Source organism: Bacillus sp. EB106-04-02-XG92 (assembly GCF_058791995.1).
Window position 1 is genome coordinate 510624 of record NZ_JBYTEA010000001.1, and the last position, 22301, is coordinate 532924.

Sequence of the window (22301 nt, forward strand, 5' to 3'; positions counted from 1 at the left end):
TGATTGGATAGCATGAATATATCATATTCTTTCTACCTTTCTCTTTTTTGAGAAAATTTAAACTTTTGGTTGTTTTATTTATCCATTTTCTTTGAAAAAACAACCTATTTTCAAAGGGGAAATTATGGTTTTTCATCCTTATATTTTACATACTATCCTTCTATCCAATCGAATATTTTCTCATCCTTTTTTCTATACCGAAAGCTTACTTTATAGAAAATTTCTTGTTTGATTTTGCACTGTAACGAAACAAAAATGACATCATTTTCAAAGACATAATTTCCACTTGCTTCGCCCTTTTCATATGGAAAGAAAAAAGTACCTTCCTGTTCTTTTTGTTGTAAATCCTGTTTTATATTTGTGATCGATTGACTCAGTAGCTCCTCCAGTACAAACTTTTGCTCTATTTCAATATAAAAATTTTTATCTATAAGTAACATATTCGTTTCGTATACAAAAAACGAAGTTAATATTACAAGAAAAATGATTGTTCCTGGCATCGTAAATCCATCTTGTTTTCTCATATATTTATGTCCATCTCGCTATACCTTACAGCTACACCTTCATATGTTTTCCCACTCATATCTTTCACATTTATAAAGAGCAAATGAGGGGTTACTTCATATGAAACCATTTCAATATTTTGTAATATAACTTCTCTTCCGCGCATATTCACTTTTCTTATAAGATGATTATTCAATTTTTCGTACGTCACTTCATCTCCAGTACGAAGGCGGAAACGCAAAAGATTATCTTTATTTTCAGGGACTATTTTTTCTACAAATGATACTTCACGAAATTCTAATTGTACTTGTCCTATAAACACATCCCATTCCCAATTATTTAATCCTTTCGATTGTTTGTTTTCTATTCCGATAAAGTTTAAACGTGGCAAGAGTAAAAAGAACAGTGATAACAGAAAAAAACAGACGATCATTTCTATTAATGTAAATCCAACTTCTAATTTGTTTTTTCTCCTGCATAAAAGCATTGTTCCATCATTCTTCCTTTCACATCTTTCCACATAGCACAAACTTCATTTCCTCCCCAATATGTGTAATATACATTTCCATTTATGACTTTTTCTTTCTGTTGTTTCGCCTCATTCTCATACATATATAAAGCTACTTCCCTTTTTAATAATACAAATGCATTATAACGAATCTGTATGTTCTTTCGTTCTTGCATAATTAATACTGTTTGCGGAAGTAGTAAAGATACCGCCATCATTACTATACTTAATGCCACAAGCATTTCAGCCATCACTGACCCTTTTTGACATTTCACGATACGTAAATCTCCCTCTTCCAAGCTGAAATACAACCTCATATTTAAAACTTCGATACGAAAGTAAAATTGTACCACCTCTATTAATATTTCCACTCGGATTATATGTCATCGGATTTGGAAAAGTATTCAAATCAATTTGTATATCGCTATCATATTCTCTTTTAATGATAGCAAGATTCGTACTCGATTCCCCTATATAGTACATATGTCTATCTTTATACCATCGTAATGTATAATGTTTTTGACGGTTTATCGCTAATTGTTGCATATACAAAATATCATTTGAAAACTGCCTCAAAAATTGTTCGATTTTTTGTTTTTCATATAATGAATGTACATTGTAATACATGACCATACTTAGTACAGAAATTGCAAAGAGAACGAGTAGCATTTCTAAAAGAGTAAAACCTTTTTCTTTCACAGTTTCCCACTTGATACTGTGCCATCATTTGAAATATGAATGGATTCACCATTCGGACACTTATCAGATGTAATATACTTTTCATCACTTAGCTCTTTTAGCGAGGGAATTTTATTATGTTGTAATTGGTATACTTGTATTTGCGCTTCTATAGATTTCACATAGGCTTTACATCCTTTTCCTTCAACGGATGAACGCTGTGTAACTACATTAGGAATAATTAATAGTAATAATACAGTTATCACGACCATAACTAATAACATTTCTAAAAGGGTAAATCCCTCCTCATTTTGCATGTAAATACCTCCTAAATAGAATTCATCATTTGAAACATTGGCATAATCATCGCTAAATACATAAGAACGACTATTCCTCCAATACACGTAAATAAAATCGGTTGAATAATCACTAACATACGTTTAACTTTTTGCTCCATCTTCTCCATGATAAGATCGCTATAGTCACCTAATTCAATCGCCAAATTACCGTTTGCTTGTCCATGCGTAATAATATAAGATAGCTCTTCCTCGTAATATCCACTTTTTGCAATAATAGCTTGCAACGGTTCTCCCGCAATTAATTGGTGTTTAATTCGGCCCGCTTCATACTGAAAGAATGGATGATATTTTTGCTCCATCATTATTGTTAGAGCCTCAAGTACCGATAGTCCTCCGTGTAATAAGCCGCTCAATTGAGTAGCGAAATAATGCGAATGCTTTAAAATAAGAAATGTTTTTATGAGGGGAATACGAAGCATAATTTTTATCTGCTTCATATACGGGAGTTTCCGAAAGTAAAATATATATACACTACAGCCAATTAAGACGATAAAAATAGTGCTCATAATAAGATAGGGTAGCAGCTTAATTGCACTTAATATTTGTTCTGTAAGTAAAGGTGCTGTAGAACCAAACGAACTATATACCATGTCAACCTGCGGTAATAAAATGCGGTTAAAAACAAAAATCATGATTATTAAAAAGAACGCCAAAAACATAGGATACTGCATTATTTTCATCATATCTTTCCTATACTTATCCTTTTTATAAAGCAGTGAGCTCCCTTGTTGCAACGCAAAAGAAATATCACCATGCTGCTCGGCATAAAATAAATAGCTTAACATCTCCTGATGAAACTTTAATTGATGAAAAGAATCGTGTAGACTTTTTCCATCTTTTAACCCATCAATCATGAGCTGCAATTGTACTTTCTTTTCTAAAGGTAATTGAAAACGTAAAAATTCTAATGCCTGCAAAAGGGAGTATCCTTTTTCTAATAGTTCTCCTAATCGTTTCAGTAATACTACTTGATCACTTAAACTCCATATTTTCTTAAACATACACATCCTCTTCTAAAAATCCTAAAGCGTATCCTTTTCGTAGCGAAGATTCTAATGTCTCATGCTCGTATGTGACACATTCCCCGTTTGCTTCTTTAATCGCTTGTTTTAACTCATATCCATATAACAACTCATAAATACTCGCTTGTCTTACCTGCCTCATTGATTTACATAAAGTTGAGCACTTTCTTTTGCAAAACGGACACTTCAATTCGACAAGTCGCTGTGCAGCTATAGCCAATAAAGATTGTTCAATCTCTTGCCTTGTTATGCCAAAGTCCATAAACCGAAGTATCGCTCCTTTCGCATCATTCGTATGCAATGTCGTCATTACTAAATGTCCAGTCAAACTTGCTCTTATAGCAATTTTTGCTGTTTCTTCATCACGAATTTCACCGACTAAAATAATATCTGGATCATGGCGTAAAATAGCCTTCAGTCCCGCCTCATATGTGATACCTGCTTTTTCATTTATTTGGATTTGTAATACATCGTCATTTCTTTTTTCAACTGGATCTTCCAGTGTAACGATGCGACGTGTTTTCTTTTTTCTAATTACCTCTAATAATGCATACATTGTTGTTGTCTTTCCTGAACCAGTCGGTCCCGTAAAGACGAGTAACCCATGCGAATAATGTAAAAAGGAAAGAAGTTTCTTCGCTGTACTTGGAAATAACGAAAGATGAGATAACGGCTGAATAGATGCTTGTAAATGAAGACGAATAACGAGACTTTCTTGATATACGGTTGGAAGCGTGGAAAGGCGCAAATACACTTCTTGTCCATCCATTTGTAAATACAATGAACCATTTTGTGGCTTCCGCCTCTCCCCTATATCCATGGATGCTAAAAATTTAAAGTGTGAAACAAGTTTTTCTCCAAATTCCTTTTCAATGTATTGTTTCGTCATTAAATCTTTTCCTATACGTAGTTGAACCGCAACATCCTTCTTCCGGGGCACGATGTGTAAATCCGAAGCTTGTACCCTACACGCCTCTTTCAAAATCATATTCGCAAAACTTTCAATTCCATTCATCATTTTTCCCTCCCCACTATGTATATAGCATGAAAAAATTCATAAGAAAAATCGGTATTTTTGTATTTTCACTAGAACAAAAAGGAAAAATATGTTTGTGAAATTATGAACAATTTCCGAATTATTGTCTGAAATTACCTATATGGAAGTTTATCTGTATTATAATGTTATTATCTTGGATAAAGTGATAAAGGTGGAGATCCTCATGGAACAAGCTTTAAAAATTACAGGTGTATTATCTGATCCAACTCGTTATTACATTTATAAATATATTTCTCAAAAACATAGTTACGTAACGGTACAAGAAATTGCAGATGAGTTTGACATTCATCCAAACGTAGCGCGTTTACATTTATCTAAATTAGAAGATGTTCATATGTTGAAATCTGAAACGAAGAAAACTGGAAAAGGCGGACGCCCAAGCAGATTATATGTATTATCTGATGATGTGATTCAATTACAATTTCCATTCCGTGATTATCAATTGCTAGCAAGAATCGCATTTAATTCTTTACTTAGCCTTGGCGCTGCTGGTGAAAAAGCGCTATACGAAACTGGAAAACAATTCGGAGCCGAATTAATGCAACAACATATGCTGCGTTTAAATGTAAGTGAAGATGCTTTAACAGTGGAACAAAAAGTTCAAATTGCAAAAGAAGCTTTCTCAACAGCTGGCTTATCACCTGCATTTGAATTAAGTGCAGATGGAACGAAAATTTTCTATGATGTACACAATTGTCCATTTAAAGAAGTTGCTGTTCATCACCCAACTGAAATTTGTAATATGCACGGAGATATGATGAAAGGGATTTTTGAAATCCTATTCCCTAACACGGAATTAACACGAAACGATAGTCTACTAGATGGATGTAAATCTTGTAATTATAAACTAACAATTTAATTTCTCATATAAAAAGAAGCCAGTTATAATTGGCTTCTTTTTATATGAACGAATATTTACAATAGTAAGAAAAATAAACTATAATGAAGTGAGGTTTACTTTTTTTAGAAAAGGAGGGAGATGGCATGGAGCGCATGTTTCGCGTTCTCGGCTTTTGGACTGGAATTTTCTCGGTTATGTTTTATGTAGGGGATATGCATTCGACCGCACTACTATTTTTAGGACAAACAGGATTCTTCGTACTTTTAAGCTATTTAAATTTAACAGAGCGTATGTATATATACGTATTTGGGGCATATTTAACTGTTTTCTTCATAGGATTTACATACTACACGACGTTTTTACTTGTCCCTGGGGCTGGACATTAAAAGATGGCATTTTGCCATCTTTTTTTTAATCCCGCAATTTCCTAGTTGACTTATAGGTTTTATTACTTTATATTCTATATAACAGATTGGAATTAGGGGGAATCAACATGAATACACTGCTTGTCGGAATTAACGTTGCAGTCATGCTCATCTTAGTTGGCGTATTATATTATATGCAACGTAAGCATGTATCTTTTAATAAACGTGTATTTACTGCTTTAGGAGTCGGAATTATATTCGGTCTTATATTACAATTTATTTATGAACCAACTTCTAAAGTAATTATTGAATCAAATACTTGGTTTGGCTTAATCGGTAACGGTTATGTGAAATTACTTCAAATGATCGTTATGCCACTTATTTTAGTATCTATTATTTCAGCCTTTACAAAATTACAGTTAACGAAAAACCTTGGTAAAATTAGTGGTCTTATTATCGGAATTTTAATTCTTACTACAGGAATCGCTGCAGCTGTCGGTATCGCTGCAAGTGCAGGATTTGATGTATCAGCAACAGGCCTGCAACAAGGTGATGCAGAATCTGCTCGTCTGAAGCTAGTTGAAGAAAGATTTACTTCTATTGAAAAAACAACAATTCCAGATAAATTATTAGAGCTGTTACCTACAAATCCGTTTCTTGATTTAACAGGTGCTCGTCCAACATCAACAATTTCTGTTGTAATATTTGCAGCCTTTATCGGTATCGCCTTTATAGGTGTAAAACGAAAATATCCAGAACAAGCAGAGCTATTTAAGAAAATGCTTGATGCTGTATATGCAATCGTAATGCGTATGGTAACATTAATTTTACGTCTTACTCCATACGGCGTATTAGCTCTTATGGCAAAAACAGTTGCTGGTAGCGACATAAATGCTATTTTAAAACTTGGTAACTTCGTGTTAGCGTCTTACGTAGCACTTATCGTAATGTTCGTTATCCACTTATTATTAATTGCTCTATCTGGTTTAAATCCAATTCAATATTTGAAAAAGGTATTCCCTGTATTAACATTTGCATTCACATCTCGCTCTAGTGCTGGTGCAATGCCATTAAATATTGAAGCGCAAAAAGAAAAACTTGGTATTTCAGAAGGAATTGCCAACTTCGCAGCATCATTTGGAGTATCTATCGGTCAAAACGGTTGCGCAGGTATTTATCCAGCAATGCTTGCAATGATGGTCGCTCCAACTGTAGGAATTGATCCATTACAACCACAATTTATATTAACTTTAATCGCTGTCGTTGCTATTAGCTCATTCGGTGTTGCCGGTGTTGGTGGCGGTGCAACATTCGCAGCGTTAATCGTACTATCTACAATGAACTTACCAATCGGTATTGTCGCTCTTGTTATCTCAGTTGAACCATTAATTGATATGGGTCGTACAGCTCTTAACGTAAGTGGTTCTATGACAGCAGGTCTTATTTCTAGTAAATGGCTTGGTGAATTAGATCAAGATACGTACAATCAAGATGATACAAAAACTGGTGAAATTGCTTCATAATGAAAAGGACGCTAACAAAAACTGTTAGCGTCCTTTTTTAGTTCTTTTCATCTTTCTCTTTGTCTTTTAATACATAAGGCATCACGTATAGATATAACAAAAATATACCATTTTTCATTTTTTAATAACTATTAATTTTAAACTAAAGACTAACTATTATTCCTCATCTGCAAACTGTAAAAACTCTTCCAACCGCTCCTTTAACTCCTCCTCTATCTCACAATAAGATTCATCAACAAGTTCACCACTTAACTTACTTCCCCAAATCCTTATTTGAAGCGGTACTCCTAAAAAATAATTACAACATTCCCAGATAGGAACTGTATAAAATTCAATCATCTTCCCTTCTTCATCTAATACAGCTATCGAAATGGATGAAGAATATCCTGTTTCAAAAGGATATTCTTTATCTCTGATGAGTTCTATAAATAATTCCATGTTTTTTTCTATGTACAAATGTGAATGCTCTTTAAAAAGTTTAAATGATATTCTCTCTATTTCCTTCTCCATGCATTGAATTTTCTCTTTCAATTCCAATGTAAAATCTCGTTCTTTATACTTCATTGCTATCTCCTTACACATAGAAAAAGAGAATACAATTACATATTCTCTTTTCTCAAATATATTTCATTATCTCACAGCCCGTCCTTTTCACAAATAACCATTTTGTTCGCACCATTTATGAAATTGTCCTACGTCCACCCCAACTAACACGATATCCTTTAGCTCTACATCAATGATTTGCTCTCCAATTGCAATAGCAAACTGTGATTCTAATTTTGTCTCGTTTTTCTTTACAATTCCAATTCGGTTCCGATGCGGTCCATTTTTTATATATGCTTTTTGTCCTACAATATCAAAGTTCAAGATTTTCACCTCTTTTACTGCGCTCAAATTGGAAATACGATCTCCACCTCGGAAAATTTCCTTTCATTGCACTATTTCTCTATATATATGACGAAACAATAAAAGAGTCCTCCCTTCTTTACAATTATTTTTTCTTTGTTTCATTTTTGTGATTGAAACGTAAAGTTTATAATAAAATACACTTGGAAGCGCTTTCCCTGTAATTTTTTATGGTATAATGTATAAGTAGAACTTCGTAAAGAGGGTTAAAAAAATGAATACAAAAATGATTAAAAAAGTAATTGAAGCATTAAAAGTATATGGCTTTCAGAATGTATCATTCTGTGATAAAACGAAACAATTTTTATTTCATAACGAAATGGATATTATGAGCGGCTATGCAGAAATAACATATAGTAGTCAATTTGAAAAATTCAACGTACAAATTCATCCGATTGAAACACATCACCAAGCAGAGTTGCAAGAGGTTGAAAGACATATACAGGCTTGTATAAGAAAAGTAGAATATTTAAACGCACTTCTTAGCGGGCAAACAAAACTAGATGACAAAATTATTATAATGTAAAAAAAAGAACGTGAGGTAATCACGTTCTTTTTTTTACATTATACGTTCATCTTTTCCTTCAGTTGTAATCCTGTAATGGACTCTAATACATCCATTGCTTCTCCAAATTTCATATCAAAAATTGTCTTGTCCTCTATGTATGGAAATTGTCTAAAACGCTTTTCTAACGTTTTCACGGCGTCTGACGTAAAGTTTGCACTATCAATGCCAAATTCTGTTTCAAGAAGAACGATCCAATCTAACACATGAAAACCTAATCCATTTACGAATGAAATAAGTTTTTCTTCTGGCTGTGAAGATAAGAATACGTATCGTTCCATCTCACTAAAAAGTTCTTCTCCTAAAATATCAGCTAATTCATCATCATGTTCGCGGTTAATGATTTCTTCATAGCCATAATCATCAACAAGCTCCTCAACTTCTTCACTATCCTCACAAAGCAATTGACTAAGCTGTGCATCTTTCTTAAATTCACTATTTTGTACGACTTCTAAAAAGCTCGTTTCCCATCCATGTTCTAATTTCATATTATGTACTCCTTTATATATGTTTCTTATCATCACTGTACCCAAAAGATCCCTTTTATAACCTTTTAGGTGGTTACTATTATTTCACATGATTCACAACATAAGATGCAAATTCAGTTGCATCTCCTTCAAAAATATTTATTTCTGGCAAATGATAGAACGTTGTTTGGAGCGGATTTCTTTCATGATATACATATATCTTTTTCTCTAGCGCAATCGCCATTCCAAACTCTGTATGGCTCCCGTTTCCACCATCTAATATAAGTAAAAATACATCCGCTTCTTTAATAGCATTCTTTTCTGCCTGACCAATTTCTCTTAATTGTTCTTGATTCAATGCTCTTTCGTTTTTAGTCCAATCATATGTATGGTTCCATCCTGCATGTTCCAGTTCATTTGCTATAGAACGTACAAGGTGTTTATTTTGGAATCCTGAGGCGATATAAAAATTCATTTATATACACTCCTTCATTATATAAGGGGGAAACTCCATTTTAGCGTTATTTGCTATAAACATAATAAAGAACAACTTCAAAAAAAAATCCCCACCTTTAAAACTTATTTGCGTTTAAATGATGGGATGCCTCATGGTCTTCTTTTATTTTTTGTTTTTTATAACTTTCATCAGCTAACATTTCTAGTTCAGCTGTTATTTCTGATTTTTCAAGCTCTCTTTCTTGCGAAAACTTCCTTGAAATATAAACAATAACACTACCAACGTACAACACAAAGCATATAATAAGTGCAGTATTTTCATAGAGACTTAGCTCCAACACAGTCACTCCTAATCCATTCGTATTTTCACGCTTCATTAATTGGAATTTCCCTACTAATCCATTTGTTATTGTAACATAAAAACACCGTTTCTTGGAATCTTTCATCCTAGTAAAAGAGGCATGATTGTTTCATCATGCCTCTGAAATATGTTGAATGATTGTTTGAATTGCTTCTTTTCCATTATATTTTTTTAGAGCTGTTTTATACATCTCATTATTTTGATTTAATTCTTCGACATGCTTTATAAGAGAGTTCACAGTCACATCTTCCTCATACAATACGGAAGCATATCCTTGTCTTTCAAAAGACTCTGCATTTAGTATTTGATCTCCACGGCTTGCAAATTTTGATAGAGGAATTAAAAGCATCGGCTTTTGCAATGTTAAAAACTCAAAAATGGCATTAGAGCCCGCACGTGAAATAACAAAATCTGTTACCGCTAATATGTCTGGTAGTTCTCCATGTACATATTCAAATTGTCTATATCCTTCTTTATTTTGTAAGCTTTCATCAAGATTACCTTTTCCGCAAAGATGAACAATTTGATACTTTTTCAGAAGTTCTGGTAACGCTTCTCGAACCGTTTCATTAATTTTCTTCGCGCCCAAACTTCCTCCCATAATTGTAATAACTGGCTTTTTACGTGAAAAACCTAAAAATGCTAAACCTTTTCCCAAATTTCCCTTTAGCACTTCTTCACGTACAGGAGAACCTGTATAGATTACTTTTTCTTTCGGTAAATGTTTCGCAGCTTCTTCAAATGTAACAAATATTTTCGAAGCAAAACGGAGCGCAATTTTATTCGCTAGTCCTGGCGTCATATCAGATTCATGTAATAAAACAGGGACTCTATTTAGCCATCCTCCAATTACGACTGGTACAGATACGAAACCACCTTTTGAAAAAATCACATCCGGTTTTAGTTTTCGAATCCTTACATATGCATCCATAACACCCTTCATTACAAGAAAAGGATCTTTTATATTTTTTAAATCAAAATAACGGCGTAGCTTTCCGCTTGCAATACTATGATACGGAATGCCTTCCTTTTCTATAATCGTTTTCTCAATTCCTTGATGAGAACCAATATAAGAAATATCCCAATTTTGTTCTTGTAAATGCGGAATGATGGCTAAATTAGGTGTTACATGACCTGCTGAACCGCCACCTGTAAAGACTATTTTTTTCATACGTCTCCCCCTTCTACACTATAATACACTAAAATATCTTGCCTCAGGGTGAGAAAATACCATAGCCGTTACAGATGCTTCTGGCTCCATCATAAATCCTTCCGTTAATGAAATACCTATTTCTTCTGGATGAATAAGGCGGAATAATTTTTCTTGATCCGCAAGTTCTGGACATGCTGGATAACCGAAGGACACGCGTATTCCTCTATATTTCGTACGGAAACGTTCTTCCATCGTCAGTTCTGGTGAATCCGGAATACCCCAGCGATCACGAATAAGCATATGTGTTTTTTCAGCAAGGCCCTCTGCTAGTTCAAGTGCTAACGATTGAATGGCATGACTGCGTAAATAATCACCCTTCGCTTTCCATTCTTCAGCAATGTCCCTAACACCTTCCCCAACCGTAACAGATAGGAAAGCAACGTAGTCCATTTCATCTCCAACCGGGCGTAAATAATCACCTAAAGTACGGTATGGTGCTTTTCCTTGTCTCGGGAATGTGAAACGTTCTATAACACGCGTATGATCTTCTGGGTCATATATTACAATGTTTTGTCCATCACTTTGCGCAGGGAAAAATTGATACACTGCTTTCGGCTTTAACCAAGATTGTCCTTCCTGCAATAATTCGTCAATTAAATCATTTAATTCATGCGCTCTTTTATCTCCCTCTCGCAAAAGCTTCTTCACACTTCCTTTTAATCCAAGGTGATGTCCAAGTAGCATTTGTCTATTTAAAAATGGAGCGAGATGAAGGGCTGGGATATCGCGTAATACGATTCGTTTTGTTGAATCAGGCACTATAACTTCGGCCTTCGGTAATGGTTCAATTACTGCTGGAATTTCTACTTTCTTCTCTTCTTTTGTTACGATATGAAGATGACGTTCTTTCTTATCTTGTTTCATCTTCTCACGCTCTTCTTCTTTTTGAAGCTTATTAATAATATCAAGACCAGTCATCGCATCACTCGCATAACATACGAGCCCTTTATATGATGGTGAAATACGATTATCTGTAAATTTTCTCGTTAACGCTGCCCCGCCTACAACGATTGGAATATCAATATTTGCCGCTTTTAAATCTTCAGCAGTCGTTACCATTTGTTGCGCTGATTTTACTAATAAACCAGAAAGACCAATAATGTCAGGCTTCTTTTCTTGTACTTCTTGAACAATTCGATCCGAGCGAACATTGATCCCTAAATTAATAATCTCATATCCGTTATTCGATAAAATAATTTCAACAAGGTTTTTCCCGATATCATGTACGTCACCTTTAACAGTTGCTAATAACACCTTCCCTTTTTTCGCACTATCACTAGATTCCATATGTGGCTCTAAATAACTTACAGCAGCTTTCATACTTTCAGCACTTTGCAATACTTCAGCAACGATAAGCTCATTATTATTAAATAATCGTCCTACCTCATCCATTCCTGTCATAAGGGGACCATTAATAATATCCAAAGGTTTTCTTTCTTCTGTAAGCGCAAGACTTAAATCTTCGTGTAACCCTTGTTTCGTACCTTCTACAATGTAATTTGCGAGCCTTTCATCAAGAGTTAATGTTTCTTGGATAACGATATCTTTCTTTTTTGCCACGCGATAAAAGTTTGTAAATTTTTCTAACGTCTCTTGCGTTGTTTCAAAAAGTAATGCATCTGCAAGACGTTTTTCTTCATCAGGAATTGACGCATAGCGCTCTAATTTTTCCGTATTCACAATCGCGTAATCTAATCCTGCTTTCGTTGCATGATATAAAAAGACGGAATTTAATACTTCTCGTCCAGCTGGTGGTAAACCAAATGATATGTTACTTACACCTAAAATCGTTAAACACTCTGGTAACGCTTCTTTAATAAGGCGAATCCCTTCTATCGTCGCGGCCGCCGAGCCAATATATTCTTCATCACCTGTACCTACAGGAAATACAAGTGCATCAAAAATAATATCTGACGGGCGTATACCATATTTCGTCGTTAATAACTCGTAACTTCTTTTCGCAATTTCTAGTTTTCGTTCTGCACTTACTGCCATACCATCTTCATCAATTGTTCCAACTACAATTGCAGCACCATATTTCCGAAGAAGCGGTGTCACTTTTTTAAATCGTTCTTCTCCATCTTCTAAATTAATTGAATTAATAACAGCTTTTCCTTGAATATAAGTAAGAGCTCGCTCCATCACATTTTCATCTGTTGAGTCAATCATGATCGGGACTTTTAATACTTTCGTAACTTCTGCCAAGAAGTTTTCCATATCTTCTATTTCATCCCGGTCCGGGTCTGCCATACAAATATCAATAATATGAGCATTTTTCTTCACTTGCGCTCTAGCGATTTCAGCAGCCTCTTCGAATTTCCCTTCTGCTACTAATCGTTTAAATTTGCGTGATCCAATAACGTTTGTTCTTTCACCAACAAATAACGGTCTCATAGAATCATCATATTGAAGTGCCTCTAATCCACTAACCCCGTGTCCAGCTCTTTCGTGGTGTTCACGCGGCTTAAGAGACGCTAGCGCAGATTTCATTGCTTTTATATGTTCTGGTGTTGTACCACAACAACCACCGATAATATTAACCCAGCCTTCTTCAGCGAATCGTTTCACTTTCTCAGCGAGAGAAGATGGAGATTCATGATAATGTCCATCTTCATCAGGAAGACCTGCATTTGGATAGCAAGAAATGTAACACTCCGACAAATCAGATAGAGAACGAATATGGTCTCTCATAAACTCCGGACCAGTCGCACAGTTTAATCCAACAGATAATGGCTTCATATGCTCTATCGATAAGTAAAAAGCCTCAATTGTTTGCCCCGCCAAAGTCGTTCCCATCGGTTCAATCGTTCCCGAAATCATGATAGGTACTACTTTATTTAGTTCGTCAAAAGCTGCTTGAATTCCAATATAAGCAGCCTTCACGTTACGCATATCTTGACTCGTCTCAACGAGTAATACATCTACTTCTCCATTCAATAATCCTCTTGCCTGCCGCGTATAAGCTTCAATTAATTCTTCAAATGTCACACCTCCAGTAACACTAATCGCTTTCGTTGTCGGCCCCATCGCTCCCGCAACATATACTTCCTTCCCGCTTTCTTGGACCGCTTGCTTCGCTAAACGTGCTGCCTTCTCATTTAGTTCCTCATCTAAATGAGACAAATCATAATCACTTAATACAATATTTGTCGCCCCAAATGTATTTGTTTCAATAATATCCGCTCCAGCTTCAATATAAGCTTTATGAATCTTTAAAATAACATCAGGCCTTGTTTCTACTAAATATTCATTACAACCTTCGTACTCTTCTCCTCCGAAATCTTCCGCCGTTAAGTCCTCTTGCTGGATCATTGTTCCCATTGCACCATCTAATATTAAGATGTTATTTTGTAATTTTTCTTCTATACTTTTCATCAATTAATACCTTCTTTCACTTCTTGCTTTTCTCTCACATATTTAACGAGGTGTTCTGTAATTTCATATTTTAGAAATGGTGTAATAAGATAAATGCCGTTAAAATATTTCATCGCCGCGTCGATCAATTCTTGTGAAATACGAATCCCTTCCTCAATTGCTGCTTCTTTCGTTTCATGTCCATCCATTCTCTCTCTTACTTCTTCAGGTAGCGTAATACCTGGCACCTCAAAATGAAGGAAATCTGCGTTCCGTTTACTTATTAATGGCATAATCCCAATAAACATAGGTTGTTCTAAATGCTTTGTCGCTTCATACACTTCTTCAATTAACGCGATATCATAAATTGGCTGCGTTAAGAAATATTCCGCTCCAGCATCTATTTTCCGTTCCATCCGCTTAACCGCCGCTTTTAAATGTCTTACATGCGGATTAAAAGCACCTCCCACTGAAAACCTTGTTGCTGGCCCTATTGATTTCCCTAAAATGGAGCGCCCATCGTTCATTTCTTTAATCATTTTAATGAGCTCAATAGAGGACAAATCATATACAGAAGTGGCACCTGGAAAATCACCGACGCGTGCTGGATCACCAGTTAAAGCTAACACTTCTTCCATGCCTAACGCCGATAAGCCTAGTAAATGAGATTGTAGTCCGATGACGTTATGGTCTCTACACGTTAAGTGCGTCAATACCGGAATATCGTGCTTCGTTAATAATGCTCCCATTGCCATATTCGAGACGCGAGGCGACGCCAATGAATTATCTGCTAGAGTAATAGCATCTGCTCCAGCTCTTTTCAATGCTCTTGCGCCTTCAAAAAACCGCTGCGTATCTAACGTTTTCGGTGGATCTAATTCCACTACTACTGTCGTTTGTTTTTTTGCTTTCTCTGCTAAAGTGACATGAGCTTTCGAACGTTTCTCGTGTGTATGAACTACTTTCGGCCTTTGAATCGTATCCTTCTCTATTACAGGCGTAACATTTAGAGCAGCACGTTTCATGCTTTCAATATGTTCTGGCGTAGTGCCACAACAACCACCCAATAAACGAATACCTTGCTCAATAAATTTCGGTGTCATCGTTTCAAAATAAGCCGGACTTCCCTCATATACGTAACGTCCCTCCACATAATTCGGGAGACCTGCATTTGGGTATGCTGATAAATAACCATCTTTCGGAATCGATATCATTTTAAAAGCTTCTGTCATATGAAGCGGCCCTAGTTGGCAGTTCAATCCAACGACATTTGCACCATAATCTAAAAGCTGTTTTAATATTTCATTTACATCATTTCCATTTTGAGTCGTACCTGCCTCATGTAACGCTAATTGAGCTACAATTGGAATATTCGTTTGTTTTCGTAACACCTGAACAGCATGAAGTAATTCAAACTCATCATAGAAAGTCTCTAACAGCAGTCCATCCACCTGTTCTTCTAGTAATGCACTTGCCTGTTCCAGTAACATAAATTCTCGCTCCATATCAGTTGTCGTAACAGCTCCGATATGTTTCATACCACCAATTGTTCCTAAAATCGCATTTTTTTCTGTAACAGATGCTTTCGCCAGTTTGACTGCCGCTCTATTAATTTCAGTAACTTGATTTTCTAAGCCATACATACGTAATTTCGCTTCATTTGCTCCGTACGTATTTGTTTGAATTACATCTGCCCCAGCAGCTACATATTGCTTATGAATCGATATAATTAAATCTGGATCAGATATATTCAATTCTTCAAAACTGCTTTGCAAGCCATGTGAATGTAATAACGTTCCAACCGCACCATCACCTATTACAATTCCTTTTGATAATAAATCTAGTAATTTCACCAATCTCCCTCATTTCTATCAATATAAAAACCCCCTCTTCACTTTGAAGAGGGGGACATAATCGATCCTCCTCTTATTATGCAAAACATTCGTTTTGCAGGTATTAGCACCGTTTCAAACATTTCGTTTGAAGGTTGCCGGGTTTCACAGGGCCTTTCCCTCCACCGCTCTCAATAAGAGTTTGTCTTTATTATTTTATTTATGTAGCTAAAAGGAAATGCGTTCCCCTTTTAACAATGTTTGTTAATTTTTTAATAAATTTAGCACGCACAAATGCAAAAGTCAATGACACTTGCGGAAAAATAAAAATTATTTAAAATAAAGTTGCAATTCAATTATCTTTTGTTGTAAAGTTAAAAACATAATAAAATTTCATACGAACATTCTTATCTAGAGAGGTAGAGGGACTGGCCCTATGACGCCTCAGCAACCATTAACATTTGTTAATAAGGTGCTAATTCCAGCAAATTGTGAAAGATTTGACAGATGAGAAGAAGACTCTATTCAAACCGAAAGCCTTCTTCTTAGAAGGCTTTTTTTATTTTACATTCACTTAATTGTTCATTTAAAAAGGAGGAATTTTTACATGTCAACTATTGAAACAAAACTAGCACAAATCGGAAATCGGAGCGAAACTACAACAGGAACTGTTAACCCGCCTGTTTATTTCTCAACTGCTTATCGTCACGAAGGAATTGGTAAATCTACTGGCTTTGACTATTCAAGAACTGGAAATCCAACCCGTGGTCTTTTAGAGCAAGCAATCGCAGACTTAGAATACGGCGAACAAGGTTATGCCTGTAGCTCTGGAATGGCGGCTGTTCTCCTCGTCCTTTCGCTATTCCGTTCTGGAGACGAACTTATTGTATCTGAAGATTTATACGGCGGGACTTATCGATTATTTTCTGAGCATGAAAAAAAGTGGAATGTTCGATGTAGATACGTAAATACACAATCTATTAAACAAATTGAGCAAGCTATCACAACTGAAACGAAAGCTATTTTCATAGAAACTCCAACTAATCCATTAATGCAAGTTACTGATATTGCCGCTGTCGCAACTGTAGCGAAAAGACACGGACTACTTCTTATTGTAGACAACACATTCTACACACCTTATATACAACAGCCATTAACAGAAGGCGCCGACATTGTAATTCATAGCGCAACGAAATATTTAGGAGGACATAACGACGTACTAAGCGGACTTGTCGTTGCAAAAGGAAAGGAACTTTGTGAGGAAATCGCCCATTATCATAATGCATCAGGTGCGGTCTTAAGCCCATTTGACTCATGGTTATTAATCCGCGGTATGAAAACATTAGCGCTTCGCATGAGACAACATGAAGAAAATGCAAAAGCAGTTGTCGCTTATTTAAAGGATGAAGACGGTGTGACAGACGTATTTTATCCTGGAAGAGGCGGCATGATCTCATTTCGTCTAAAAGATGAAACGTGGATTAATCCATTCTTACAATCTTTATCCTTAATTACATTTGCTGAAAGTCTCGGTGGTGTAGAGAGTTTAATGACTTATCCAGCAACGCAAACACATGCTGATATCCCTGAAGAAATCAGAACAGCAAACGGTGTATGTAATCGTCTTCTTCGATTTTCCGTTGGCATTGAAAATAGTAACGATTTAATTCAAGACTTACAGCAAGCCATTAAACTTGTAAAAGAAGGTGTAAGAATATGAGTTATTCTATAGATACACTCTTACTACACAACCAATATAAACATGACTCGCAAACAGGAGCTGTTAACGTTCCCATTTATAATACATCAACATTCCACCAATTTGATGTAGATACGTTCGGGAAATATGACTATAGCCGCTCTGGTAATCCAACACGTGAAGCGCTTGAAGATATCATTGCTTTATTAGAAGGCGGAACAAAAGGTTTTGCCTTCGCATCAGGAATTGCAGCAATTTCTACTGCATTCCTCCTCCTTTCACAAGGTGATCACGTACTCATTTCAGAAGACGTATACGGAGGGACTTATCGAATCATAACTGAAGTTCTCTCCCGTTACGGTGTTTCACATACATTTGTTGATATGACCAATTTAGAAGAAATAAAACAAAACATTAAGCCAAATACAAAACTCTTTTATGTGGAAACACCTTCTAATCCACTTTTAAAAGTGACAGATATTCGTGCTGTTTCTAAACTTGCAAAATCTATTGACGCCCTTACTTTTGTTGATAATACATTTTTGACACCACTATTCCAGAAACCACTTGATCTTGGCGCCGATGTCGTTCTTCATAGTGCTACAAAATTCATTGCCGGGCATAGTGATGTTACTGCCGGATTAGCGGTTGTAAAAGATGCCGAACTCGCTCAAAAACTTGGATTTTTACAAAATGCATTCGGCGCGATTTTAGGCCCGCAAGATTGTTCTCTCGTACTTCGCGGTCTAAAAACATTGCATGTACGCCTTGAGCATTCAGCGGCTAACGCCAATAAAATTGCACACTATTTACAAGACCACACTAAAGTTCAAAATGTCTATTATCCTGGCTTACAAACACATATGGGATTTAATATTCAACAATCTCAAGCTACATCAGCAGGAGCTGTCCTATCTTTCACTTTACAATCAGAAGACGCACTCCGCCAATTTTTATTAAAAGTTAAATTACCTGTCTTTGCGGTTAGTTTAGGAGCTGTCGAATCAATCCTTTCCTACCCAGCTAAAATGTCACATGCAGCACTATCGCAAGAAGCTCGTGATGAAAGAGGGATTTCGAATTCATTACTTCGGTTATCCGTCGGCCTTGAAAATGTTGACGATTTAATATCTGATTTTGAAAATGCCCTTTCTTATGTAGAAGAACCTGTAAATGCATAGAGCGAAAAAAGATATGAAATTAAGTTTTCATATCTTTTTTATGTTGTCTATCCTATTCGTTTTAGCCCTTTTCTAACTATATAGTTCATTAAAAAATAAAATTATATTATCTATTTCGGAATAGTGGATTAATTGATATATTAAGAAATAAAAAGGAGTGAAAATAATGGATACTTGTGCAGATGTTTTAATCGTTATCGATTTACAAAATGGAGTATGTTATAGCGGGGAGCATTTATTCGATTTACAAAAGCTACTTACAAAAGTAAATAAAAGAATTTCTTCATACAGAAAATCAAATAAACCAATCATTTTTGTTCAACACTGTGATGATGATTTAGTTCCCGAAAAAGAACTTTGGGATATTCACGCTGATTTAGATGTTCAAGAACAAGATCTTTTTGTAAGAAAAACACATGCCAATTCATTTTATAAAACAAACTTAAAAGAGATTTTAGAGCAATTATCTGTACAACGTATTGAATTTTGTGGTGCCCAAACAGAGTACTGCATGGATGCTACGATTAAGTTTTCCCATGGACTAGGATACGAAAACTTTATGGTACAGAAAGCTACCTCTACGTTAAATAATCCATTTATGTCCGCAAAAGAGACAATTGATTTTTATGAGAATATATGGAACCACAGATTTTTAAAGTTGATGCAAGATGAAATCTAGAATACATAATTAATGTATTGGTAATTCTAAGATTTATCAGCTATATTCAAACATTTCATTTTCACCATAAAGAAGCTGATTACATTCAGCTTCTTTTCTTTTAACCTGTTTTATATTCTATATATAACATTATAATTCCTTTGTCATATTATTTTAAAAATTTTGTATATTCATTTGAAAGAATAAGAAAATCATGATAAAATTGTGTTACAAATATATCTATATCTTTCAATTTTTAAAACGCATCGAAATTTTCACCCAAAAATGTCATTTTACAAAACCATGCTAAATCATCTACTTTATTTACATCAGGGTCTCTTTTCTTACAATTTCTTTACTTTAGGACTTTTTTTCTGCAACAACTGTTTCCTTTTCTTTAATTTTTTGGTATGTATAATATGGTATAACAGCTCACACGGAGGTGGAAAAGAACATGTTAGAAACCTTTCAAAAAGAAATTGAACTATATGAAAGCAATGCAGAATTATTGAAAGTACTTGCTCATCCTGTTCGCTTATGTATTGTAAAAGGATTAATTGAACGTGGTCCAAGCAACGTTTCTACAATGTACACTGGCTTAAACATGCCACAATCTACAATTTCACAGCATTTAGCAAAATTAAAAAGTGCTAAAATCGTTTCAAGTGAAAGAAAAGGATTGGAAATTTATTACAAAGTAGAAAACGAGACTATTATTCAACTCGTTCGCGTATTATTGGGTTAGGGACTCATAAACAGAGAAAAAGGACGTATTCTATATTTTTCATCTCATATCTTTAATATAAATATATATCATGAGAGGAAATATATGATGCTACATAAGTCGTATTAAAAAACAAGACACAGAAATATGCTGTGTCTTGTTTTTTTATATTTTCAAATACCGATTCAATTGTAACTGTTCCATATGTTTCGTATGTATAACAACATCAAATGCACTCCCTAACCCTCCGCTCAAAATCATAGAACGAACTGCTCGATTTTGTTTTTGAGTTTCAGAAAAAGGATTCCTATCTTGATGATTCGTAAGCTGCTCTAATATTCCTGCTGCCAACAAAAACTCAGATTGCTTCTTATGCCATACTGTATGCATACCTTGCAAGCTAAACATCTCTTTCAGTTCGTCCCAATGAATATGAGTAGTAAGATCCATTTCACCTGGATGTACTAAAGGATTACGGATTAACTTATGATCGTAATATCCTCTTAAACTTCCTTCCTGATGTGCAGGATGCATCCATTCTTCTTTTGTATATCCATAATCAACTGTAATACATACACCTCGTTGAAACCATTTCGCCATTTCTTTTATATATTCTTCCATCGCAATTGGCACTTCAAAACGTTGGCCTTCAGCAAGATGAATATTATATTTCAATAAGTATCGACCAATTCGTTTATGTAACGGTCTACATACTTCTGCAAGTTTCCCTTCTTCTGTGTACGTAACACGTACTTCATACAATATTCCATTTCTCTTCTCAATTACTTCAACAGGAAATGCATCAAATAACTCATTCGAAAAAAGAATCCCTTCGAACGATTCTCCCATTTCACTATGCGACGTATAATACGAAACATTAGAAAACGAATAAAGATTTTCCTGCTGTAATTTTCTATGAAAAGGGCTCATTTCAATCATTGAATAGTTTAAATCCATAAAGGTTTCTGGAGATAATTGCTTCCACTCTTGTAAAACATCATAGGCAAACCTTCCTGTTCCCCCACCAATCTCACAAATATTCGGAGCAACTTCACCACTTTCAACAAGACGAATAAAAAACTTAGCAAAGGTTTTTGCAAAAACAGAGGATACGTTGCTACTTGTAAAAAAGTCCCCTTGTCTGCCGATTTTTTCACGTTCTTTCATATAATATCCATGTTCCTCTGCGTATAATGCGAGGTTCATATATGTACTGTATGAAATTGAATAATCCTTTTCTTTTTCCATCCACTTTTTTAAAACGAGCTCCATCTCCATATTAGCTCCTTACTGTAAAAATGGATTATTTTCTTTTTCAAAACCAATGCTTGTTTCTGGACCATGTCCACATAGCACCGCTGTTTCATCAGGTAATACAAATAATTTTTCTTCAATACTTCCAATCAATTCAGCAAAACTTCCACCAGGTAAATCTGTTCTTCCGATGCTCATCTGGAACAATACATCTCCAGAAAATACAGCATTCACCTCTTTACAGTAATACGAAATACTACCTGGAGAATGTCCTGGCGTTTCAAAAATTTCAAAATTAAATGAGCCAATTGCTAATGCACCTTCTGCATCAATAATATGATCTGCTGGTTTTGCTGTAATGCTGCGATTCATCATAAAAATTTGAGACCCATTTACAGTTGCATCTCCTAACCAATCTGCTTCTTCTTTATGTACGTACACAGGAATATGAAAAGCGTCTCTTACCGCATCAACAGCTCCAATATGATCAAAGTGAGCATGTGTTAATAAAACAGCCAGTGGCTTTAATTGTTCTTCTTTTAAATATGTAACGAGCTTCTCTCCTTCATGACCAGGATCAAAGATAATACACTCATTTTGATCATTCATTAAAATATAAGCATTCGTTTGTAATGGGCCTAACGGCATTTGTATCCACTTCATATGAAAATCTCCTCCAATTATTAAACTTACTTTCAATGATACAACATTTTTTTCTCTTAGGAAAAGAAAGGATGCTATCTCGACAATCATTTTTAAAACATGTACAATATA

25 protein-coding genes and 2 riboswitches are annotated in these 22301 nt (G+C 35.1%); of the genes, 8 read left to right on the forward strand and 17 right to left on the reverse strand.

Annotated features, from left to right (window positions below; translation table 11 throughout):
- Positions 1 to 152 precede the first annotated feature (152 nt).
- Genes comGG through comGA form a run of 7 tightly spaced genes read right to left on the reverse strand, consistent with a single transcriptional unit; the run spans position 153 to position 4086 of the window.
- Positions 153 to 524 (reverse strand): competence type IV pilus minor pilin ComGG, encoded by a 372-nt coding sequence (comGG, locus tag AC3WVA_RS02700; protein WP_492321774.1) that lies wholly within the window; start codon positions 522 to 524, stop codon positions 153 to 155.
- Positions 521 to 991 (reverse strand): competence type IV pilus minor pilin ComGF, encoded by a 471-nt coding sequence (comGF, locus tag AC3WVA_RS02705; RefSeq protein WP_048531140.1) that lies wholly within the window; start codon positions 989 to 991, stop codon positions 521 to 523. Before comGF ends, comGG begins: the two co-directional genes overlap by 4 nt.
- Positions 961 to 1263, reverse strand: a complete 303-nt coding sequence (comGE, locus tag AC3WVA_RS02710) for a competence type IV pilus minor pilin ComGE (protein ID WP_141539420.1) — start codon at positions 1261 to 1263, stop codon at positions 961 to 963. Before comGE ends, comGF begins: the two co-directional genes overlap by 31 nt.
- Entirely contained in the window at positions 1256 to 1711 is a 456-nt protein-coding gene (gene comGD / locus AC3WVA_RS02715) for a comG operon protein ComGD (RefSeq protein WP_098344872.1), read from the reverse strand. Before comGD ends, comGE begins: the two co-directional genes overlap by 8 nt.
- The gene (gene comGC, locus AC3WVA_RS02720) at positions 1708 to 2007 is read right to left on the reverse strand and encodes a comG operon protein ComGC (protein WP_016086289.1); all 300 of its coding nucleotides are present in this window, start codon (positions 2005 to 2007) and stop codon (positions 1708 to 1710) included. The genes comGD and comGC overlap by 4 nt, the downstream gene beginning before the upstream one ends.
- Positions 2008 to 2018: 11 nt before the next feature.
- Positions 2019 to 3050: a competence type IV pilus assembly protein ComGB gene (gene comGB, locus AC3WVA_RS02725; RefSeq protein ID WP_053082876.1), complete on the reverse strand. Its 1032-nt coding sequence runs from the start codon at positions 3048 to 3050 to the stop codon at positions 2019 to 2021.
- Positions 3043 to 4086 (reverse strand): competence protein ComGA, encoded by a 1044-nt coding sequence (comGA, locus tag AC3WVA_RS02730; RefSeq protein ID WP_048531150.1) that lies wholly within the window; start codon positions 4084 to 4086, stop codon positions 3043 to 3045. Before comGA ends, comGB begins: the two co-directional genes overlap by 8 nt.
- Positions 4087 to 4291: 205 nt before the next feature.
- Here comGA and AC3WVA_RS02735 point away from each other — a divergent pair, with 205 nt between their 5' ends.
- From AC3WVA_RS02735 to AC3WVA_RS02745, 3 genes are all read left to right on the forward strand, one after another.
- Entirely contained in the window at positions 4292 to 4987 is a 696-nt protein-coding gene (locus AC3WVA_RS02735) for a helix-turn-helix transcriptional regulator (protein ID WP_098088693.1), read from the forward strand.
- A 125-nt stretch (positions 4988 to 5112) separates the two neighbouring features.
- Positions 5113 to 5355, forward strand: a complete 243-nt coding sequence (locus AC3WVA_RS02740) for a DUF2626 domain-containing protein (RefSeq protein WP_000440714.1) — start codon at positions 5113 to 5115, stop codon at positions 5353 to 5355.
- A gap of 107 nt (positions 5356 to 5462) precedes the next feature.
- The gene (locus tag AC3WVA_RS02745; RefSeq protein ID WP_001094339.1) at positions 5463 to 6857 is read left to right on the forward strand and encodes an L-cystine transporter; all 1395 of its coding nucleotides are present in this window, start codon (positions 5463 to 5465) and stop codon (positions 6855 to 6857) included.
- A 156-nt stretch (positions 6858 to 7013) separates the two neighbouring features.
- Here AC3WVA_RS02745 and AC3WVA_RS02750 read toward each other — a convergent pair whose 3' ends face one another.
- Entirely contained in the window at positions 7014 to 7421 is a 408-nt protein-coding gene (locus AC3WVA_RS02750) for a hypothetical protein (RefSeq protein ID WP_048531153.1), read from the reverse strand.
- Between the two features lie 87 nt (positions 7422 to 7508).
- Positions 7509 to 7724: a DUF3912 family protein gene (locus AC3WVA_RS02755; RefSeq protein ID WP_141539416.1), complete on the reverse strand. Its 216-nt coding sequence runs from the start codon at positions 7722 to 7724 to the stop codon at positions 7509 to 7511.
- A 253-nt stretch (positions 7725 to 7977) separates the two neighbouring features.
- Here AC3WVA_RS02755 and AC3WVA_RS02760 point away from each other — a divergent pair, with 253 nt between their 5' ends.
- A complete protein-coding gene (locus AC3WVA_RS02760) occupies positions 7978 to 8289 on the forward strand; it encodes a hypothetical protein (protein ID WP_001093241.1) in 312 nt (103 codons plus the stop codon).
- Positions 8290 to 8327: 38 nt separating this feature from the next.
- On the opposite strand, the gene AC3WVA_RS02765 is transcribed toward AC3WVA_RS02760, so the two are convergent.
- The 6 genes from AC3WVA_RS02765 to AC3WVA_RS02790 all read right to left on the reverse strand — a co-directional run bounded on the left by AC3WVA_RS02765 (position 8328) and on the right by AC3WVA_RS02790 (position 16032).
- Complete coding sequence (locus tag AC3WVA_RS02765; protein ID WP_141539417.1) at positions 8328 to 8816, reverse strand: hypothetical protein; 489 nt, start codon at positions 8814 to 8816, stop codon at positions 8328 to 8330.
- Positions 8817 to 8895: 79 nt separating this feature from the next.
- A complete protein-coding gene (locus AC3WVA_RS02770) occupies positions 8896 to 9270 on the reverse strand; it encodes a nucleoside 2-deoxyribosyltransferase (protein WP_098344869.1) in 375 nt (124 codons plus the stop codon).
- A 97-nt stretch (positions 9271 to 9367) separates the two neighbouring features.
- Positions 9368 to 9628 (reverse strand): DUF3966 domain-containing protein, encoded by a 261-nt coding sequence (locus tag AC3WVA_RS02775; protein ID WP_000817964.1) that lies wholly within the window; start codon positions 9626 to 9628, stop codon positions 9368 to 9370.
- A gap of 96 nt (positions 9629 to 9724) precedes the next feature.
- Complete coding sequence (murG, locus tag AC3WVA_RS02780; protein ID WP_098519988.1) at positions 9725 to 10783, reverse strand: undecaprenyldiphospho-muramoylpentapeptide beta-N-acetylglucosaminyltransferase; 1059 nt, start codon at positions 10781 to 10783, stop codon at positions 9725 to 9727.
- Positions 10784 to 10801: 18 nt separating this feature from the next.
- Positions 10802 to 14200, reverse strand: a complete 3399-nt coding sequence (metH, locus tag AC3WVA_RS02785; RefSeq protein ID WP_098519989.1) for a methionine synthase — start codon at positions 14198 to 14200, stop codon at positions 10802 to 10804.
- Positions 14200 to 16032, reverse strand: coding sequence for a bifunctional homocysteine S-methyltransferase/methylenetetrahydrofolate reductase (locus AC3WVA_RS02790; protein WP_098345062.1), 1833 nt, complete (start codon positions 16030 to 16032; stop codon positions 14200 to 14202). Before AC3WVA_RS02790 ends, metH begins: the two co-directional genes overlap by 1 nt.
- A 70-nt stretch (positions 16033 to 16102) precedes the next feature.
- A riboswitch (SAM riboswitch) is annotated at positions 16103 to 16212 on the reverse strand.
- Between the two features lie 203 nt (positions 16213 to 16415).
- Positions 16416 to 16525: riboswitch (SAM riboswitch) on the forward strand.
- A gap of 93 nt (positions 16526 to 16618) precedes the next feature.
- Here AC3WVA_RS02790 and metI point away from each other — a divergent pair.
- From metI to AC3WVA_RS02810, 4 genes are all read left to right on the forward strand, one after another.
- A complete protein-coding gene (gene metI / locus AC3WVA_RS02795) occupies positions 16619 to 17731 on the forward strand; it encodes a cystathionine gamma-synthase/O-acetylhomoserine thiolyase (protein WP_098344867.1) in 1113 nt (370 codons plus the stop codon).
- Positions 17728 to 18891, forward strand: a complete 1164-nt coding sequence (gene metC / locus AC3WVA_RS02800; RefSeq protein WP_492321775.1) for a cystathionine beta-lyase — start codon at positions 17728 to 17730, stop codon at positions 18889 to 18891. Before metI ends, metC begins: the two co-directional genes overlap by 4 nt.
- 166 nt (positions 18892 to 19057) lie before the next feature.
- Positions 19058 to 19570 carry a cysteine hydrolase family protein gene (locus tag AC3WVA_RS02805; protein WP_071757277.1) on the forward strand — a complete coding sequence of 171 codons (513 nt, stop codon included), beginning with the start codon at positions 19058 to 19060 and terminating at the stop codon, positions 19568 to 19570.
- A 433-nt stretch (positions 19571 to 20003) separates the two neighbouring features.
- Positions 20004 to 20294, forward strand: a complete 291-nt coding sequence (locus AC3WVA_RS02810; RefSeq protein ID WP_000894375.1) for an ArsR/SmtB family transcription factor — start codon at positions 20004 to 20006, stop codon at positions 20292 to 20294.
- A gap of 144 nt (positions 20295 to 20438) precedes the next feature.
- Here the strand turns inward: AC3WVA_RS02810 and AC3WVA_RS02815 are convergent, their stop codons facing one another.
- Both AC3WVA_RS02815 and AC3WVA_RS02820 read right to left on the reverse strand, forming a co-directional pair.
- The gene (locus AC3WVA_RS02815) at positions 20439 to 21551 is read right to left on the reverse strand and encodes a class I SAM-dependent methyltransferase (protein ID WP_098344866.1); all 1113 of its coding nucleotides are present in this window, start codon (positions 21549 to 21551) and stop codon (positions 20439 to 20441) included.
- Between the two features lie 9 nt (positions 21552 to 21560).
- Positions 21561 to 22190 carry an MBL fold metallo-hydrolase gene (locus tag AC3WVA_RS02820; RefSeq protein WP_098344865.1) on the reverse strand — a complete coding sequence of 210 codons (630 nt, stop codon included), beginning with the start codon at positions 22188 to 22190 and terminating at the stop codon, positions 21561 to 21563.
- Between the last annotated feature and the right edge of the window lie 111 nt (positions 22191 to 22301).